Origin of the sequence: Alcaligenes sp. 1735tsa3, from assembly GCF_024134565.1 — a bacterium.
GTDB classification, from domain to species: domain Bacteria; phylum Pseudomonadota; class Gammaproteobacteria; order Burkholderiales; family Burkholderiaceae_B; genus Alcaligenes; species Alcaligenes phenolicus.
Genome location: NZ_CP099862.1, coordinates 2,869,803 through 2,887,035, shown reverse-complemented (window position 1 = coordinate 2,887,035; position 17,233 = coordinate 2,869,803). Strand labels below are relative to the sequence as shown.

The window sequence follows — 17,233 nt, the reverse complement described above, 5'->3', positions numbered from 1 at the left end:
CTTAATGCAATAAGCGAGCTGTTCCTTATTACATATAATAGCCCTGTACCTGGGGCTATTAACATATGAATATTCAACAATTCCGCTTTGTCCGAGAGACCATCCGACGTAACTTCAATCTGACTGAAGCCGCTCGCTCGCTTTATACCTCCCAGCCGGGGGTGTCCAAAGCGATCATCGAGTTTGAAGATGAACTGGGCATCAAGATTTTTGAACGTCATGGAAAACGCATTAAGGGCTTGACCCGACCGGGCGAAGCTGTCGCCGAGGTGATTGACCGCATCATGCGCGAGATCGACAACCTCAAGCGTGTCAGCGACGACTTCGCCCGCCGCGATGAAGGCACCTTGGTTATCGCTTGTACCCACGCCCAGGCACGATATTTGCTGCCCAAGGTGATCCCTGAATTCCGCCGTCGCTTTCCCAAGGTCCATATGTCCTTGGCTGAAGGCAGCCCGCCTGTGCTGGCCCAGATGGTGATACACGAGCAGGCTGACGTGGCCATCGCTACCGAAACCCTGGCGCTGACGCCGGGCCTGGTCGCCTTGCCGGTCTACACCTGGGAGCATACGGTGGTGGTGACGCCGGACCATCCACTGGCTGATCTGCCTGCCAACAAGCAGCTGTCCATTGAAACCCTGGCGCAATACCCCATCGTGACTTACGACCATGCTTTCTCGGGCCGAGGTTCGATCGACGAGGCCTTTGCCAAGCACGGCATCACTCCGGATATTGTGCTGGAAGCTATTGATGCTGACGTGATCAAAACCTACGTTGATGTCGGTCTGGGTATCGGTATCATCGCGGGCATCGCGTTCGATCCGCGTCGTGATAAGGGTCTGGTGGGCCTGCCAGCAGGGCATTTGTTTGGCGCACACCACACCAAGGTGGCGGTGAAAGCCGGGGCTTTCCTGCGTGACTATATTTTTGAACTGCTGGAGATGCTGGCACCGGAATTGACCCGGGATGTGGTGCTGAGCGCTCTGGACGAGAAACAAGCTGGTGGCCCGTTGTAGAGCTAGCCACTGTTTAGTTGGCAATAAGGGCCATCGTGATTACACGGTGGCCCTTATTGTTTGTGCGGTCGGCGTGGTTTGGCAGGGCAGGTGAGAGCTTATGGTCAAAGGCTATAAGTAAAAATTGAAACAAGCTATCGACTCAATTGACTATGATAATAAGAATGATTATCATTATCCAACTTTCTTAGCCAATGGAGCTTCCTGTGTCTCAATACGTCAGTGCAGTCGTGGTTGGAGCAGACCGTCTGGGGAACATTCCCGACTTGCTCAAGATCCACAATATCTCGATCAAACATCATATTAGCGGGCGTGATCCAGCCCACCAGAAAAAAACCCTGCAGTTGCCTTCCGGCACCGATTTGCTGATTTTGCTGACCGACTTCCTGGGTCACAACGTCATGAAAACCTTCCGGGCTGCTGCCTTGAAGTCCGGTATACGAGTAGTTGCCTGCCGACGCTCGGTTTGTAGCATGAAGCAAGCCTTAACCCAATGCGGCTATTGTGAATCTTGTCCGCTCGGTAAGTCCAAGAGCCACTAGATTGGCGGCATGACTTACTGGGGCAAAGAAGGAATCTTTACAGATTAAAAAAAAAGCCACTGTTATAAAACAGTGGCTTTTTTGTGTGCTGCCAGTTTGGCAGCAGGGCGGTCTTATTTGACGCTACGCAAACGAGCTTCGGACTGCTGCGTATCGGCAGCCGCCAGACGGCGTGCGCCGTTATAGCGTTTTTTCCAGTAACCCACTTCCATGCTCTCGACGCGGACAACAGCGCCAGTGCGAGGGGCGTGGACAAATTTGTCATCACCCAGGTAAATGCCTACGTGAGAGAAACGAGCGCCACGAGTATTGAAGAAGACCAGGTCACCTTTGCGCAGCTCGCTACGGTTAACCGAAGTGCCTTCTTTGGCAATGTCCTTGGATTGGCGGGGTAGCTTCAGACCCAGGGACTTTTCAGCCACGTAGGACACCAGACCGCTGCAATCAAAGCCAGTGCTGGGAGCATCGCCACCAAAACTGTACTTCACGCCCAGGAAGTTCAGGGCGGCGTTGGCAAGGCCGTGGGTAGAGGAAGAAGCTTGGCTACTGCGGCTTTCGGCGCGCCCCTGGCGACGATCGCTGCTGTAAGCAATATTGATGTCATTGCGAGCGCGGTTAGCTAGATATGTACCCAGCGGGTCGGACTCGGTCTGGAATTCGTAGTCGGCGTAATAGCCGTGATCCAGTTCTGCACGATCTTTGTTCTGGCTGGACTGTTGAGTTCCAGTGGTGGCACACCCTGTCAGAGCGAGCGCGCCGGCCAACAAAAGATACTTGGCGCTGCGATAGGTAATGTGCAAAAGTGCGGGTGGATTCAGGTAATGTGGCGGCATGACCAGGGCTTTTTTAAGGACTTGGTGGGCAGCAGCACAACCTTGATGCCTATTTTTGCTGAAAGTAGCAGCAATTGATGGGTATCAGGGCTGTAAGTATGGCTAAAAGCACCATACTTTGCCGGACGTTGCTGTGCGTTGAATGTTTGGCAGTGTACCGGATGATAATTGCACCGTAAAGCATTGTAGGAGTGTATTTTGCGATTGAATCATACTGTTGCAAAGTGCGGCTGACAGCGGTTTTCAGGCCCTGTGCATGGGTCCAGTGCTGTTCTTGCTGACTTGTTGAAAGTTAGCCGAAATAGAACGAAGTTTTACTGTTTATAGGGATTGAATGATGCGATTTATGGGACAAGCCCTAGGGAAAGCCCTAAACGAAGGAGTACGGCTGCGCGAGTTGTGGGCTTGGGCTATGTATGATTTCGCAAACTCTGGCTACACCACCGTCATTTTGACCAGTGTTTACAGTGCCTATTTTGTTGGTATCGTCGCCGAAGGCCGCAGCTGGGCTACCTTGGCGTGGACCTTGGCCTTGTCCGCTTCGTATTTGAGCATCATGTTGACCATGCCGGGGCTCGGTGCAAAAGCCGATGCACGTCAAGGCAAAAGGCGGCTTTTGTTCAGCAGCACCATAGGCTGTGTGTCGGCAACCGTGATGCTGTATTGGGCCGGTCCCAATGACATCGTCTGGGCCCTGGTTTTCATCGCTTTATCCAATTATTGCTATTGCATAGGCGAGTCCATCATCGGTGCTTTCTTGCCGGAAATTGCCCGGCCTGACGCCTTGGGGCGTGTCTCCGGTTGGGGCTGGGGTTTTGGCTATTTTGGTGGCATGTTGGCCTTGGGCCTTTCCCTGGCTTTTCTGACCTGGGCGACATCGCAAGGATGGACGGCTCAAGAGTATGTGCCCGGTATCGCCCTGATTACGGCTGCCTTGTTTGCCTTGTCGGCCTTGCCTTCTTTTCTGTTTCTGCGCGAACGCAGTGCACCCAGCGGGGCAGAGCAGCAGGGCATGTTGTCGCGCCTGATTGCATCGGCGCGTGACGTGCATCAGCATTTTCCCGATTTCCGCACCTTGTTGTTATGTGGTGCTGCCTATCAAGCCGGAATTGCCGTCATTATTACTTTGTCGGCGGTGTACGCCACCGAGGCCATGGGTTTCACCATGGCGCAAACCATGACGCTGATCTTTACCGTCAATATTGCGGCTGCCGTGGGGGCTTTGTTGTTTGGACATGTGCAAGATCGCATCGGCCATAGACGTGCTCTGGCACTGACGCTGTGTGCCTGGCTGGTCATGGTGGGAATTGCTGTCAGCACGCGTTCCTTGGCCGGGTTCTGGGCGGCGGCAGCCGTCGCCGGGCTATGCATAGGGAGTAGCCAAAGTGCGGGGCGAGCCATGGTTGGACTGCTGGCTCCCAAGAGTCGTCTGGCTGAGTTTTTTGCCTTGTGGACCTTTGCCATTCAACTGGCCGCAGTATGTGGTCCGCTGTCTTACGGTCTGGTGACTTGGCTAAGCGGCGGGAACCACCGCTTGGCTCTGGCCTGCACGGGATTATTCTTTCTGGCGGGCCTGCTGATCCTGTCGCGTTTGAATTTTCAGCGCGGCATTTTGGCCAAGAATCAAGCCGATCTCAGTTGTCAGGATTGAGTAAGTAAGGCGCGTTACGTTTATATAAAATTAAGCTGGGCTGCCCATGCGTGGCCCAAAAAAAACACCAAATCTGGAAAATAAAGGAGCCAACACCATGAGCGGTCCAACGTCTATTGAATCCGTCCTGTCGGAAAGCCGAGTCTTTCCCGTGTTCCCCAAACTGGAACGCGAAGCAAGCATTGCTGGCATGGCGGCCTACCAGGAGCTTTGCCAGAAAGCCGAGCAGGACAACCCCGGTTTCTGGGCGGAGTTGGCCCGCGATCGTCTGGTCTGGACCAAGCCTTTTACCCAGGTTCTGGACGACAGCAAGCCCCCGTTTTACAAGTGGTTCCATGATGGCGAGCTGAACGTCTCGGCCAACTGTCTGGACAAGCACCTTGGCACCCCCACTGAAAACAAAACTGCACTGATCTTTGAAGCCGACGGTGGTGAAGTCACCAAAGTGACCTTCCGCGAACTGTATGAACAGGTTTGCCAGTTTGCCAATGGTTTGAAAGCCCTGGGTTACAAGACGGGCGAACGTGCCCTGATCTACATGCCCATGTCGGTGCAGGCCATTGTGGCCATGCAAGCATGTGCCCGTTTGGGTATTACTCACTCCGTCGTGTTTGGTGGTTTCTCGGCCAAGAGCCTGCACGAACGTGCCGTGGACGTGGGTGCCTCTCTGGTCATTACCGCTGACGAACAGCGTCGTGGTGGCCGTGCCATCCCCCTGAAAAATGCAGTTGACGAAGCCCTGAGTGGCGGTGACTGCGAAGCCGTGCGTCACGTCATTGTGTACAAGCGCACGGGCGGTCCCGTTGCCTGGCATGAAGGTCGCGATCTTTGGTGGGAAGATGTTGTCAAAGGTCAAGGTAGCGAGTGCCCAGCCGTGTCCGTGAATGCAGAGCACCCTCTGTTTGTTCTGTACACCTCCGGCTCTACGGGCAAACCTAAAGGCGTGCAGCACTCCTCGGCAGGTTATCTGCTGGGTGCCATGCTGAGCGTGCAGTGGACCTTCGATGCCAAGGACAGCGATGTGTTCTGGTGTACCGCCGATATCGGTTGGGTAACAGGCCACACCTTCATTACTTACGGCCCTCTGGCTGCCGGCGTGACGCAGGTTGTGTTTGAAGGCGTGCCTACCTACCCGGATGCCGGCCGTTTCTGGAACATGATTGAACGCCACGGCGTGACGGTGTTCTACACCGCACCTACCGCTATTCGCTCCTTGACCAAGGCAGCCGAAGCGGACGAGGCCATTCATCCCAAGCAATACAATCTGGATACCCTGCGCATCATCGGTTCGGTGGGTGAACCCATCAACCCCGAAGCCTGGATGTGGTATTTCAAGAATGTGGGCCGCGAGCGTTGCCCCATTGTGGATACCTGGTGGCAAACGGAGACCGGCGGTCACGTCATTACTCCCTTGCCTGGTGCCACTCCTCTGAAACCCGGTTCCTGCGGCCTGCCGTTCCCCGGCATGGACGTTGCCATTGTGGACGAGGTGGGTGAAGAAGCGGAACGCGGCAATGGCGGCTTCCTGGTCATTCGCAAGCCTTGGCCCAATATGATCCGCACCATCTGGGGCGATCCAGACCGTTTCGTGAAAAGCTATTTCCCACCCGAGCTGAAAGGCTATTACCTGGCCGGTGACGGCGCACAGCGTGATACTGACGGTTACTTCTGGGTCATGGGCCGTATCGACGACGTGCTGAACGTTTCGGGTCACCGCTTGGGCACGATGGAAGTGGAGTCTGCTCTGGTGGCACACCCGCTGGTCGCTGAAGCCGCTGTTGTGGGCAAGCCTGACCCAACGACAGGTGAAGCCATTGTGGCCTTTGTGGTGCTGAATGGCGATCTGCCTTCCGGCGAAGAGGCCGACAAGGTTGCCACTGAGCTGCGCAATTGGGTAGGCAAGGAAATCGGTCCTATCGCCAAGCCTCGTGAGATCCGCTTTGGTGAAAACCTGCCCAAGACACGTTCGGGCAAGATCATGCGTCGTCTGCTGCGCTTTGTTGCCAATAACGAGCCGATCACCCAAGACGTATCCACGCTGGAGAATCCGGCCATTCTGGATCAGTTGTCCGAAGCACACTAATTTTTTTGGTAGTTCCTGTTTGACCCTGGTTTCTTTGCAGAGCCAGGGTTTTTTTATTTCTCCTGATTATTTTGTTACTGAAAACCTGCGCAGTGTGGAATTAGCCTAGCATTGAGTCCGTGGCCAAAACATCGGTCCATGAATTCAAAGAAAAGGGGAAAGGTTTGAGCGGGGAACAGCAGGCAGACAGGGGCGCTTTGGCGCTGATGGGCTTGGTGGTACTGACCTGGGGCATGAGCTGGGTCGTGATGAAGGCGATGACTGTCTACATCGGGCCAGTGGATCTGATTGCAGCACGCTATGCGGTGGCATTTGTTTTTTTATGGCTGGTGCTGCGTCTTAAAGGCGGGCATTTACGGCCTACGCCATGGAAGCTGAGCCTGGGTGTTGCCATTTTCCAGACTACCGGCTTTCAACTGCTTAGCCAGTTTTCCTTGCAAGCCGGTGGGGCAGGCAAGATGGTGGCCCTGGCCTACACCATGCCAATCTGGATTCTGCTGTTGTCCTGGCCCATGTTGGGGCAACGACCTCAGAAACGTCACGTAATGGGTATGGTGCCCGCGATTTTGGGCTTGATGCTTCTGATTGCGCCCTGGGAAGGAATGGGCGGCATACTTGGTTCGGTTCTGGCGACATTGAGTGGCGTGAGCTGGGCCTTGGGGGCGGTGTTCTCCAAACAGCTATTTGAGCGTCATCGGGTGGAGCTGCTCAATGCCACAGTCTGGCAGTGTCTTCTGGGGATTGTGATTGTTCTGCCCTTGAGCTTCCTGATTTCCCAGCGTCCTATCGTGATGGAATGGCAGATGTTCAGTGGCGTTCTGTACCTGGGCGTGATTGCAACTGGGGTAGGTTGGCTGCTGTGGATGGCGGTAGTCAGTCGTGTCAGCGCGACCTTGGCGGGGATGTCCAGTCTGGGCGTGCCTGCACTGACTGTTTTGCTGGCCTGGCTGTTGTTGGACGAATGGCCAACTCAACTGGAGTTAATGGGGACAGGCCTGATTCTATTGGGGCTGTTCGTAGTGAACTGGCCCAGCCGATCTCGCAAGTCATAGAGCAAAAAAAAAGCCACCCTGAGGGGGGCTTTTTCGACATTAATACTTCTGGCCTTGGCGGTGACACCAAGGCCAGATTTGTTTTTACATGCCGTTGTACACCGGACCTTCGCCGCCTTGCGGGGGAACCCAGACGATATTCTGGGTGGGGTCCTTGATGTCACAGGTTTTGCAGTGCACGCAGTTCTGTGCATTGATCTGCAGCTTGTCGTCGCCGGTTTCAGTCTTGATGAACTCGTATACGCCAGCCGGACAGAAACGGGCTTCGGGGCCACCGTAGCGAGCCAGGTTCACCGCCACAGGAACGGACGGATCTTTCAGCGTCAGGTGGACAGGTTCGTCTTCTTCGTGGTTGGTGTTTGAAATAAACACGGAGCTGAGACGATCGAAGGTGATCTTGCCATCTGGCTTGGGGTAGTCGATACGCGCGCATTCGGCTGCAGGCTGCAAACAGGCGTGGTCAGGCTTGTTGTTGCGCAGTGTCCAAGGCATTTTTCCTTTGAACAGGCCTTGCTCCACAAAGGTCATGACGGATGCAATCGAGCGGCCTTTCTTGAACCATTGCTTGAAGTTGCGGGCCTTGTTCAGCTCCTCATGCAGCCAGGACTGTTTGAACTTTTCGGCAAATTGTGACAGCTCGTCTTGCTTGCGTCCGGCTTGCAAGGCTTCAAAAGCGGCTTCAGCGGCCAGGGAGCCGGATTTGATCGCAGCGTGGCTACCCTTGATGCGCGAAGCATTCAGGAAACCGGCATCACAACCGACCAAAGCACCACCGGGGAAGCTGAGCTTGGGTAATGCCAGCAAACCACCGGCGGTCAGGGAGCGAGCCCCGTAAGCAATGCGCTTGCCACCTTCAAACGTGGCGCGCAGGGCAGGGTGGGTTTTGTAGCGCTGAAATTCTTCAAAGGGAGACAGCCAGGGGTTGGCGTAATCCAGACCGACTACCATCCCGACCATGACCAGATTGTTATCCAGGTGGTACAGGAAAGAGCCGCCGTAGGTGTCCGAATCCAGTGGCCAGCCAGCGGTGTGGATCACCAGGCCGGGCTGCGATTGGGAGGGGTCTACTTCCCACAATTCTTTAATGCCAATGCCGTAGCTTTGGGCATTGCGGGACTCGTCCAGCTTGAAACGCTCGGTCAGTTCACGGCCCAGGTGGCCACGCGAACCTTCGGCAAAAATGGTGTAGGACGCCAGCAGTTCCATGCCGGGTTGATAGTGGGCGGTGTGCGTGCCGTCACGGGCCACACCCATATCGCCCGTCAGGACGCCACGGACCGCGCCGTTGTCGTCATACAGAATGTGGGCAGCGGCAAAGCCGGGGAAAATATCCACGCCCAGGGCCTCGGCCTGTTCACCCATCCATTGCACGACATTGCCCAGGCGAACAATGTAATTGCCATGGTTTTTAAAACAGTCAGGCAGCAACCACATCGGGGTGCTGCGTGCGCCTTTTTCGGTCAGGAAAAGGAATTTGTCTTCAGTCACTTCTACCGAAATAGGAGCGCCTTGCGCTTTCCAGTCTGGCAGCAGCTCGTCCAGAGCGCGCGTGTCCATGACAGCGCCTGACAGGATATGGGCACCCACTTCAGCGCCTTTTTCCAGGACACAGACGCTGATTTCTTGTTCTTTTTCTTGGGCGAGCTGTTTAAGACGTATCGCAGTGGCCAGGCCTGCAGGGCCAGCGCCGACGATAATAACGTCATATTCCATCGATTCACGTTCAGACATTGCTGCTGATCTCCTATTACGGCTTAGCGCTTTGTTCTTGATTGTTGGCAGGTGAAATTCGTGTACTGTGCGTACGGTCGATTGTATTGTAGTCTGAGCAATCCCGTTTTGAGTTCAGAGGCCAGAGGCAGTGCCCCTTGGCTTCCGGCTTCATCAGTAAATATCAGTAAGGAGAGCATGTAATGACACAAGTAGTAGATTCTGGTGCAGGAGCCACTTTTGATATTGCCGTGCGCTGGGGCGATCTGGATGCCATGAATCATGTTAACAATACGGTCTACTTTCGCTACATCGAGGAAGCCCGTGTCCAGTTAATGATGAAGCTGGGCATGGTGCCACCTTCTCCACGTACCGGGGTGCTGGCGCACGCCAGCCTGGATTTCCTGCGTTCGGTCCTGTATCCGGCCACTGTGCGGATTGTGCACAAATTGCTGAAAGTCGGTGGCAGCAGCATTGAGTTGGAAGTCTTTGTATGTGACGCAAATCAAGCTGATGTCATTTATGCACGTGGCCGCTGTGTGCTAGTGTCCATTAACCCCCAAGGCGGCTCACAACCTTGGACCGAAGATGAGCGTAAACAGATACACTCGGTTTTTCAGGGTTAAGCTTTACGTATACGGAAAGCATAGTCAAGTCGTAGAATGCCTGATAGCACTGTATGGTGCATAGCGGCATTATTGGACAAAGTTTGCTGTTTAGGCCAATTAAAGAGTTATTGGAGAGTCAATTGAATAAAGTCTATCCAAGCGCCAAGGAGGCGTTGCAGGGGGTCGTTGCCGACGGACAGACAGTCGCGGTAGGTGGATTCGGCCTGTGCGGAATTCCCGAAGCGCTGATTGCTGCGCTGCGCGATAGCGGAGTCAAAAACCTGACCTGCATTAGCAATAATGCCGGGGTGGATGGCTTTGGTCTGGGTCAGTTGCTGGAAACACGCCAGATCCGCAAGATGATTTCCTCCTATGTGGGCGAAAACAAGGAGTTCGAGCGCCAGTATCTGGCGGGCGAGCTGGAACTGGAGTTCACTCCTCAGGGCACACTGGCTGAAAAGCTGCGTGCCGGTGGCGCAGGCATCCCTGCGTTCTTTACCGCAACGGGTGTGGGTACTATCGTGGCTGACGGTAAGGAAATCCGCGAGTTCAATGGTCAGCAATACGTGATGGAAGAGGCCCTGGTGCCCGATGTATCGCTGGTCAAAGCTTACAAGGCTGACCGCAGCGGCAACCTGGTGTTTCGCAAGACCGCGCGCAACTTCAACCCGAACGTGGCCATGGCTGGAAAAATCACCATTGTCGAGGTCGAGGAAATTGTCGAGACCGGCAGCCTGGACCCGGATGATGTGCATTTGCCCGGTATTTATGTGCACCGTATCGTGCTCAATGCCCAGCCCGAAAAGCGCATTGAACAGCGTACCGTTCGTTCTTCCTGATTAGCGAGGCAAGATAATAATGGCTTGGAATAGAGATCAAATGGCGGCACGCGCCGCTCTGGAGCTTCAGGACGGCTTTTACGTCAACCTGGGTATCGGTTTGCCTACGCTGGTTGCCAACCACGTGCCCGAAGGCATTGAGGTCTGGCTGCAGTCGGAAAACGGTTTGCTGGGTATCGGCCCCTTTCCGACTGAGGACAAGATTGACGCTGACCTGATCAACGCCGGCAAGCAAACCATCACCACCTTGCCCGGTTCGTCCATCTTTTCCTCGGCAGACTCGTTTGCCATGATTCGTGGCGGCAAGATCAATATCGCGATTCTGGGCGCCATGCAGGTGTCGGAAAAGGGTGATCTGGCCAACTGGATGATCCCCGGCAAGATGATCAAGGGTATGGGTGGTGCCATGGACCTGGTCGCAGGCGTTGGCCGTGTCGTGGTTCTGATGGAACACGTGGCCACCAAGAAAGACGGCACAGAAGACCTGAAAATTCTGCCTTCTTGCACCTTGCCCCTGACGGGCGTGGGGGTAGTTGACCTCATCATTACCGATCTGGGGGTGATGGAAGTGACGGAAAATGGTTTAAAGTTGCTTGAGTTGGCACCAGAAGTCAGCCTTGAGTACATTCAGTCCAAGACAGGCGTCCCGCTGGACGTCAGTGCTTTGGCCTGATCGGTCTCTCTGGCTAAAAAAGCTTCGGCGCGAGTCGGAGCTTTTTTTATGCTTGATCGGTGCGTGAACGCTGTTTATGTAAAGGAAGTTGGCATGGCCCATCCCCCCGTTGCCGCACGCTTGCAGGCGCTGCGCGAACAAATGCAATTTCAGTCCGTGCAGGCAAGTATCTGGCCTACATCTGACCCTCATCTGTCTGAATACCTGCCTGATCGCTGGAAAAGCCGTCAGTGGCTAAGCGGATTTGTCGGGTCGGCCGGGCTCCTGGTGGTGACGGCAGATTGGGCCGGTTTGTGGACCGATAGCCGTTATTGGGAGCAGGCTGCCAAGGAGCTGGAGGGTAGCGGCATTCAATTGCAACGTGCGGGCGAGGCCGGGGTGCCCGAGCCTGCCAACTGGCTGGCGGAACATTTACCTGCCCAGTCGCGAGTCGCGCTGGATAGCCAGTCGGTGTCGGCACAAAGTCTGCTGGCCTGGCAAAAATCGACGCCAGAGCTGGAGTGGGTGCTGGAGGCCGACTTGCTCAGCCCGATCTGGACGGAGCGACCTGCTGCACCTGTTGGTCAGGTGGTGGAGCATTTACCCCCGTTTGCCTGCCGCACTCGTCAAGAAAACTTGAACAGCACGCGGGCGGCCATGCAGGAGCAGGGCGCACATTGGCATTTGCTGAGTGCGCTCGATGATATTGCCTGGACCTTGAATTTACGCGGCAGCGATGTGTCCTATAACCCGGTGTTCCTGTCGTACCTGTTGATAGGCCCGGATCAGGCGTTTCTGTTTGTGGATAGCAACAAGCTGTCAGCAGGCATACAGGAGGCGCTGGCTGCGGATGGCGTGCAAGTTCAAGGCTATACCGAACTGTCCTCCTTCATGCGCGCCTTGCCTGCCTCCATGCCCATCTTGCTGGATATGGCTCGGACCACGGCCTGGGCCGCCCAACTGGCTGCGCATTTGAATGTGGTCGAATACATCAACCCGGCTCAATTGCTCAAGTCCTGCAAGACCGATGCCGAGCTGGATCATGTGCGTGAAACCATGGAAAAAGACGGCGCTGCCTTGTGCGAGTTCTTTGCCTGGTTTGAACAGCAAAGCGATGTCAATGAGCTGGATGTGGATGAACATATCTGCGCCGCCCGTGCTCGTCAGGAAGGTTTTGTCAGCCCCAGCTTTGGCACGATTGCCGCCTATAACGCCAATGGTGCCATGCCGCATTATCAGGCTACCCCGCAGTCCCATGCCCGTATTGAGGGCAATGGCTTGTTGCTGATCGACTCAGGTGGGCAGTATCAGGGCGGGACCACCGACATTACCCGTGTGGTGCCGGTAGGCCAGGTGTCTGCCGAGCAGATTCGTGACTTCACGCTGGTGCTCAAAGGCATGGTGTCCTTGTCCATGCTGGTGTTCCCGGAAGGCATTGCCGGTCAGCAAATTGATGTACTGGCCCGTCAGCCTTTGTGGGAGCAGGGCCTGGACTTCGGTCATGGCACTGGCCATGGCGTGGGTTACTTCATGAATGTGCATGAAGGCCCGCAGTCCATTTCCTGGCGCGGTCGTATCGGACCTCATTCCGCCATGCGTGCCGGCATGATTACCTCCAACGAGCCTGGCTTGTATCGTCCCGGCCAATGGGGCATTCGCATCGAGAATCTGGTGGCGGCGGTTCCGGCCCTGCGCAGCGAGTACGGGCAGTTCCTGCGTTTTGAAACCCTGACCCTGTGCCCCATTGATACGCGTTGTATAGATGCCGCACTACTGACGGCTGCCGAGCGTAACTGGCTCAATGAATATCATCAGCAAGTGCGTGAACGTCTCTTGCCTCGTGTTCAGGGGGATGCACGCAAGTGGCTTGAGCAAAGGACGCAGGCGATCTGATCGCCACCCTCTGCTCTTGTCAATAGCTGCAAGGGCTAGTGGTATTTCCGCTGTGAAATGCCACTAGTCGGGTCGCCAAGCATGGGCGCTTGCCGTTATAATCCAAATTTCCCGCTATCGCCTGATTTGACCTCAGGCGCCTTTTATAATGACCACCAAATATGTATTCGTAACGGGAGGCGTTGTGTCCTCCCTGGGCAAAGGTATTGCGGCTGCATCCCTGGCTGCCATCCTGGAGTCCCGCGGTTTGCGCGTGACTATGCTCAAGCTGGATCCCTACATCAACGTAGATCCGGGCACCATGAGCCCCTTCCAGCACGGTGAAGTGTTTGTTACTGAGGATGGTGCGGAAACCGACCTGGACCTGGGCCACTACGAGCGCTTTATTTCCGCTCGCATGCGCAAGGTCAACAACTTCACCACGGGCCAGATTTACGAATCCGTGCTGCGCAAAGAGCGTCGCGGGGACTATCTGGGCAAGACCGTGCAGGTTATCCCGCACATCACCAACGAAATCCAGGACTTCATCATTCGTGGCGCCAAGGCTGCCTACAATGGTGAGGCCGATGTTGCCATCGTCGAGATCGGCGGCACAGTGGGTGACATCGAATCCCAACCTTTCCTGGAAGCTGCCCGCCAGATGAATCTGCGCCTGGGCCGCAACAACACCGCTTTTGTTCACCTGACGCTGGTGCCTTTCATTGCATCGGCAGGCGAGCTGAAAACCAAACCTACCCAGCACTCGGTGCAAAAGCTGCGTGAAATCGGTATTCATCCACACGCTTTGCTGTGCCGTGCGGATCGCGTCATTCCTGACGACGAACTGGCCAAGATTTCGCTGTTCTCCAACGTGCCCATGGACGCCGTGATTTCGGTGTGGGATGCGGATTCCATCTACAAGATTCCAGCCATGCTGCACAAGCAAGGCCTGGACAGCCTGGTGTGCGATGCATTGGCGCTGTCGCCTCCACCGGCTGATCTGTCCATGTGGGATCGTCTGGTACAGGCCCTGGAAAATCCGGAGCACGAAGTGCGTATCGGTATGGTCGGCAAGTACGTAGACCTGACCGAATCCTACAAGTCGCTCAGCGAAGCACTGGTTCACGCCGGTATTCACACCCGTACCCGTATCAATATCGAGTACCTGGATTCCGAAGTCATCGAGAACGAAGGCACCGATTGCCTGAAAGGTCTGGACGCCATTCTGGTGCCAGGCGGCTTTGGCAAACGCGGTACCGAAGGCAAGATTCGCGCCATTCAATACGCTCGTGAAAACGGCGTGCCATTCCTGGGTATCTGCCTGGGCATGCAATTGGCGGTGGTTGAATTTGCTCGCAATGTGGGCAATCTGGTGGGCGCGAACTCGACCGAATTCGATCCATCGGCCGTGCACCCGGTTGTGGCCTTGATTACCGAATGGGCAGACCGCGAAGGCAAGATTGAGCACCGTGATGGTTCCTCCGATTTGGGTGGCACCATGCGCAAGGGCGCACAGCGTTGCCCAGTGAAGCCAGGTTCGCGTGCTGAAGCCATTTACGGTCCGGAAGTAAATGAACGTCACCGCCACCGTTTCGAAGTGAATACCTTGTATGTGCCACGTCTGGAAGAAGTGGGCATGGTGATTTCCGCTCGTACTCCTACCGAGAACCTGCCAGAAATCATGGAACTGCCTGATCATCCCTGGTTCATGGGCGTGCAATTCCATCCGGAATTCACTTCCACTCCGCGTGATGGCCATCCGCTGTTTACCAGCTATATCAAAGCTGCTCTGGACCACCAGAAAAAATCAGCCTGATAATTTGGTATGACTGAAAAGGCCCGCGCTACGCGGGCTTTTTCATTCGGGGCGACAGAGTGTGTTGCCCGCTTTCCTGGGAGTAATCATGATCGAACAGCTGGATCATTTGGTGCTGACCTGTACCGACCCGCAAGCCACGACCCATTTCTATACACAAGTGTTGGGCATGAAGCAGGAAGTCTTTGGGCAAGGACGCATTGCCTTCAGCTTTGGCTCGCAAAAGATCAATTTGCATGTGCGTGGGCAGGAGTTCGAGCCCAAGGCGCATTTGCCGGTGCCCGGGGCGCTGGACCTGTGCTTTATTGCCAGTATTCCGCTGGAGCAGGTGATCGCGCATCTGCAGTCACAAGCTTGGCCCATTATTGAAGGGCCGGTGCAGCGTACAGGAGCTACCGGCCCGATTCGCTCAGTCTATGTGCGCGACCCGGACTTGAACCTGATCGAAATCTCCGAACGATTGGGCTGACAGGCTTGCTGCACTGCGGTGCAGCAGCGCCGTCAGGAATGTGGGAGAATGCAGAAATACTGAAACGAGGTCTATTATGGATTTATGCGGTTACGACGTTGGCCTGGATCGGCCCTTTTTTCTGATCGCTGGCCCTTGTGTGATTGAATCGCGTCAAATGGCGTTTGATACAGCGGGCCAGCTTGCCGAGATTACTTCGGCTCTGGGTATCCCCTTTATCTACAAAAGCTCGTTTGACAAGGCCAACCGGAGTTCGGACAAGTCTTATCGTGGCCCCGGCATGGCCGAAGGTCTGCAGATTCTGGCGGATGTGCGCTCGCACTACAAAGTGCCGGTCCTGACCGATGTGCACGACAAGGACCAGGTCGATGATGTGGCGGCCGTCGTGGATGTGCTGCAAACCCCGGCTTTCCTGTGCCGTCAGACCGACTTTATTCAGGCCTGCGCTGCTACCCTGAAACCCGTGAATATCAAGAAGGGCCAGTTCCTGGCTCCTCAGGATATGGTGCAGGTGGTGGCAAAAGCACGTGCGGCAGCGATGGAAATGGGCGGAGATGGCTCCACCATCATGGTCTGTGAGCGTGGTGCTTCCTTTGGCTACAACAACCTGGTGTCCGATATGCGGTCCCTGGCGATCATGCGCGCCACGGATTGCCCGGTCGTGTTTGATGCCACGCACTCGGTACAGTTGCCGGGCGGGCAGGGCACGACATCGGGTGGTCAGCGTGAGTTTGTGCCCGTCCTGGCGCGTGCTGCTGTCGCAGCGGGTGTGTCGGGCGTGTTCATGGAAACTCACCCTAACCCGGACAAGGCCTTGTCTGACGGCCCGAATGCTGTCCCTCTGTCGCAGATGGCAGACTTGCTGCGGACATTGCAGCAGATCGATTCGATTGTTAAAAACAGCGGTGCCTTGCAGCACGGCTATTAAAAGTAGTTTGGAGACACTATGTCCGCATTTTTGATTGCTAATGTCGAAGTAACCAACCCCGAGCAGTACAAGCAGTACCAGGAGTTTTCCAGCATTGCCATGAAAACCCACAACGTGAAAGTGTTGGTACGTGGCGGTGAAACGGTCACTCTGGAAGGCAATGCGCCTTTGCGTACCGTGGTTATGGAGTTCGACACACTGGAACAGGCCCAGGCGTTCCACGATTCCGAGGAATACCGCCGTGCTCGTCAAGCACGTGAGGGTGCTGCCAACATGACGATGTACGTGGTGCAGGGTCTGTAAGAAGCGGACTACGCCATGTAGTCAGGCAGGAAAAAGGGAGTGTGAAAACACTCCCTTTTTTGATGCTTGCAGGGACACAGTCCGACCTTCTTGAGCACGATGGCAGGAAGGAGTTGTGTGGCTGTTTAGAAACGCGGATCACGCAGGGCTGGTAGGGTCAGCTCACGTATGAAGCTGGCGGGAGACAGTTGCAGCAGGCTACGCACAATCGTGAGCACGTCATGCACTGGAATCGTCTCGCCCTGGTCACGCTCTGCGGCGGCGTGCAGTGGCACATCCAGGCCGTCTTCCGTATTCAGGTAGCCCAGTTGCAGGCAAGTGACGGCCAGGCCTTGATCTCTATAGCCTTCACGCAGACTGTCTGCCAAACCATTCAAGGCAAATTTTGTCGCTCCGAAGGCAACTTCTGGGCGACCGCTTTGACGCAGACCCGAGGTGGAGCCAGTCAGAATCAGGCGGGGCTGTTTGCTGCGCAGTAAATGAGGCAGCAGATGACGTATGGCCAATAAGGCTCCAGTCAGATTCACATCGACCAGACGACGGATAGCCTGATCGTTTTGCGACAGAAAATCGTAATCCTCACTGAAGGCAGTGTCTTCCCAAATCCCAAGGTTATAAATCAGCACGTCCAGTGATTCCGGGCAGGCGGCTGCTAATTGGCTGGCGGCGTCAGGCTGGGACAAGTCGGCACTGATCCAGTGTTGATTGATGCCGGGATCGGGACTGAGCGGGCTGGCCGATGGTGCAGGTGTCCGGCGAGCCACGCCATAAAGCGTGTTGCCGTCTTGGGCCAGGCCGTCCATCAAGGCGCGTCCCAGCCCCATGCTGGCACCGACAATCATGATATTCATACTGTTTT

General features: G+C 55.5%; 16 protein-coding genes. 13 read left to right on the top strand and 3 right to left on the bottom strand.

Features of this window, described 5'->3' with window-relative positions:
* Positions 1–65: 65 nt before the first annotated feature.
* Both NIZ92_RS13460 and NIZ92_RS13455 read left to right on the top strand, forming a co-directional pair.
* Positions 66–1,016, top strand: coding sequence for a CysB family HTH-type transcriptional regulator (locus tag NIZ92_RS13460; RefSeq protein ID WP_009456554.1), 951 nt, complete (start codon positions 66–68; stop codon positions 1,014–1,016).
* 206 nt (positions 1,017–1,222) lie between these two features.
* On the top strand, positions 1,223–1,558 hold the full coding sequence (locus tag NIZ92_RS13455) for a DUF2325 domain-containing protein (protein WP_009456553.1): 336 nt from the start codon (positions 1,223–1,225) through the stop codon (positions 1,556–1,558).
* Positions 1,559–1,671: 113 nt separating this feature from the next.
* Here the strand turns inward: NIZ92_RS13455 and NIZ92_RS13450 are convergent, their stop codons facing one another.
* A complete protein-coding gene (locus tag NIZ92_RS13450) occupies positions 1,672–2,391 on the bottom strand; it encodes a C40 family peptidase (RefSeq protein WP_026483087.1) in 720 nt (239 codons plus the stop codon).
* A 346-nt stretch (positions 2,392–2,737) separates the two neighbouring features.
* Here NIZ92_RS13450 and NIZ92_RS13445 point away from each other — a divergent pair, with 346 nt between their 5' ends.
* The 3 genes from NIZ92_RS13445 (at position 2,738) to NIZ92_RS13435 (ending at position 7,177) form a co-directional block, all read left to right on the top strand.
* Complete coding sequence (locus NIZ92_RS13445) at positions 2,738–4,042, top strand: MFS transporter (protein WP_254002099.1); 1,305 nt, start codon at positions 2,738–2,740, stop codon at positions 4,040–4,042.
* A gap of 97 nt (positions 4,043–4,139) precedes the next feature.
* On the top strand, positions 4,140–6,125 hold the full coding sequence (gene acs, locus NIZ92_RS13440; protein WP_254002098.1) for an acetate--CoA ligase: 1,986 nt from the start codon (positions 4,140–4,142) through the stop codon (positions 6,123–6,125).
* Between the two features lie 164 nt (positions 6,126–6,289).
* A complete protein-coding gene (locus NIZ92_RS13435; RefSeq protein WP_031232600.1) occupies positions 6,290–7,177 on the top strand; it encodes a DMT family transporter in 888 nt (295 codons plus the stop codon).
* 84 nt (positions 7,178–7,261) lie between these two features.
* Here NIZ92_RS13435 and NIZ92_RS13430 read toward each other — a convergent pair whose 3' ends face one another.
* Positions 7,262–8,908: an electron transfer flavoprotein-ubiquinone oxidoreductase gene (locus tag NIZ92_RS13430; RefSeq protein ID WP_035272529.1), complete on the bottom strand. Its 1,647-nt coding sequence runs from the start codon at positions 8,906–8,908 to the stop codon at positions 7,262–7,264.
* A 182-nt stretch (positions 8,909–9,090) separates the two neighbouring features.
* Between NIZ92_RS13430 and NIZ92_RS13425 the strand changes: the two genes are divergently transcribed.
* The 8 genes from NIZ92_RS13425 (at position 9,091) to NIZ92_RS13390 (ending at position 16,374) form a co-directional block, all read left to right on the top strand.
* Positions 9,091–9,513, top strand: coding sequence for a thioesterase family protein (locus NIZ92_RS13425; RefSeq protein ID WP_009456536.1), 423 nt, complete (start codon positions 9,091–9,093; stop codon positions 9,511–9,513).
* Between the two features lie 122 nt (positions 9,514–9,635).
* Entirely contained in the window at positions 9,636–10,334 is a 699-nt protein-coding gene (locus tag NIZ92_RS13420; RefSeq protein ID WP_009456533.1) for a CoA transferase subunit A, read from the top strand.
* A 19-nt stretch (positions 10,335–10,353) separates the two neighbouring features.
* The gene (locus NIZ92_RS13415; protein WP_009456529.1) at positions 10,354–11,007 is read left to right on the top strand and encodes a CoA transferase subunit B; all 654 of its coding nucleotides are present in this window, start codon (positions 10,354–10,356) and stop codon (positions 11,005–11,007) included.
* A 93-nt stretch (positions 11,008–11,100) separates the two neighbouring features.
* Positions 11,101–12,879 carry an aminopeptidase P family protein gene (locus NIZ92_RS13410; protein ID WP_254002097.1) on the top strand — a complete coding sequence of 593 codons (1,779 nt, stop codon included), beginning with the start codon at positions 11,101–11,103 and terminating at the stop codon, positions 12,877–12,879.
* Between the two features lie 148 nt (positions 12,880–13,027).
* The gene (locus NIZ92_RS13405) at positions 13,028–14,674 is read left to right on the top strand and encodes a CTP synthase (protein ID WP_009456525.1); all 1,647 of its coding nucleotides are present in this window, start codon (positions 13,028–13,030) and stop codon (positions 14,672–14,674) included.
* Positions 14,675–14,762: 88 nt separating this feature from the next.
* A complete protein-coding gene (locus tag NIZ92_RS13400; protein ID WP_009456523.1) occupies positions 14,763–15,143 on the top strand; it encodes a VOC family protein in 381 nt (126 codons plus the stop codon).
* Between the two features lie 76 nt (positions 15,144–15,219).
* Positions 15,220–16,071 (top strand): 3-deoxy-8-phosphooctulonate synthase, encoded by an 852-nt coding sequence (gene kdsA, locus NIZ92_RS13395; protein ID WP_009456521.1) that lies wholly within the window; start codon positions 15,220–15,222, stop codon positions 16,069–16,071.
* A gap of 18 nt (positions 16,072–16,089) precedes the next feature.
* Positions 16,090–16,374 (top strand): DUF1330 domain-containing protein, encoded by a 285-nt coding sequence (locus NIZ92_RS13390; RefSeq protein ID WP_009456520.1) that lies wholly within the window; start codon positions 16,090–16,092, stop codon positions 16,372–16,374.
* Between the two features lie 125 nt (positions 16,375–16,499).
* Here the strand turns inward: NIZ92_RS13390 and NIZ92_RS13385 are convergent, their stop codons facing one another.
* Positions 16,500–17,225, bottom strand: coding sequence for an SDR family oxidoreductase (locus tag NIZ92_RS13385; RefSeq protein WP_254002096.1), 726 nt, complete (start codon positions 17,223–17,225; stop codon positions 16,500–16,502).
* Between the last annotated feature and the right edge of the window lie 8 nt (positions 17,226–17,233).

Excerpts from the sequence above, each read along its gene's own strand:
- NIZ92_RS13460 (WP_009456554.1), top strand. The coding sequence starts at position 66 with ATGAATATTCAACAATTCCGCTTTGTCCGAGAGACCATCCGACGTAAC.
- NIZ92_RS13450 (WP_026483087.1), bottom strand. The coding sequence starts at position 2,391 with ATGCCGCCACATTACCTGAATCCACCCGCACTTTTGCACATTACCTAT.
- NIZ92_RS13445 (WP_254002099.1), top strand. The coding sequence starts at position 2,738 with ATGGGACAAGCCCTAGGGAAAGCCCTAAACGAAGGAGTACGGCTGCGC.
- acs (WP_254002098.1), top strand. The coding sequence starts at position 4,140 with ATGAGCGGTCCAACGTCTATTGAATCCGTCCTGTCGGAAAGCCGAGTC.
- NIZ92_RS13430 (WP_035272529.1), bottom strand. The coding sequence starts at position 8,908 with ATGTCTGAACGTGAATCGATGGAATATGACGTTATTATCGTCGGCGCT.
- NIZ92_RS13425 (WP_009456536.1), top strand. The coding sequence starts at position 9,091 with ATGACACAAGTAGTAGATTCTGGTGCAGGAGCCACTTTTGATATTGCC.
- NIZ92_RS13415 (WP_009456529.1), top strand. The coding sequence starts at position 10,354 with ATGGCTTGGAATAGAGATCAAATGGCGGCACGCGCCGCTCTGGAGCTT.
- NIZ92_RS13410 (WP_254002097.1), top strand. The coding sequence starts at position 11,101 with ATGGCCCATCCCCCCGTTGCCGCACGCTTGCAGGCGCTGCGCGAACAA.
- NIZ92_RS13405 (WP_009456525.1), top strand. The coding sequence starts at position 13,028 with ATGACCACCAAATATGTATTCGTAACGGGAGGCGTTGTGTCCTCCCTG.
- NIZ92_RS13400 (WP_009456523.1), top strand. The coding sequence starts at position 14,763 with ATGATCGAACAGCTGGATCATTTGGTGCTGACCTGTACCGACCCGCAA.
- kdsA (WP_009456521.1), top strand. The coding sequence starts at position 15,220 with ATGGATTTATGCGGTTACGACGTTGGCCTGGATCGGCCCTTTTTTCTG.
- NIZ92_RS13390 (WP_009456520.1), top strand. The coding sequence starts at position 16,090 with ATGTCCGCATTTTTGATTGCTAATGTCGAAGTAACCAACCCCGAGCAG.
- NIZ92_RS13385 (WP_254002096.1), bottom strand. The coding sequence starts at position 17,225 with ATGAATATCATGATTGTCGGTGCCAGCATGGGGCTGGGACGCGCCTTG.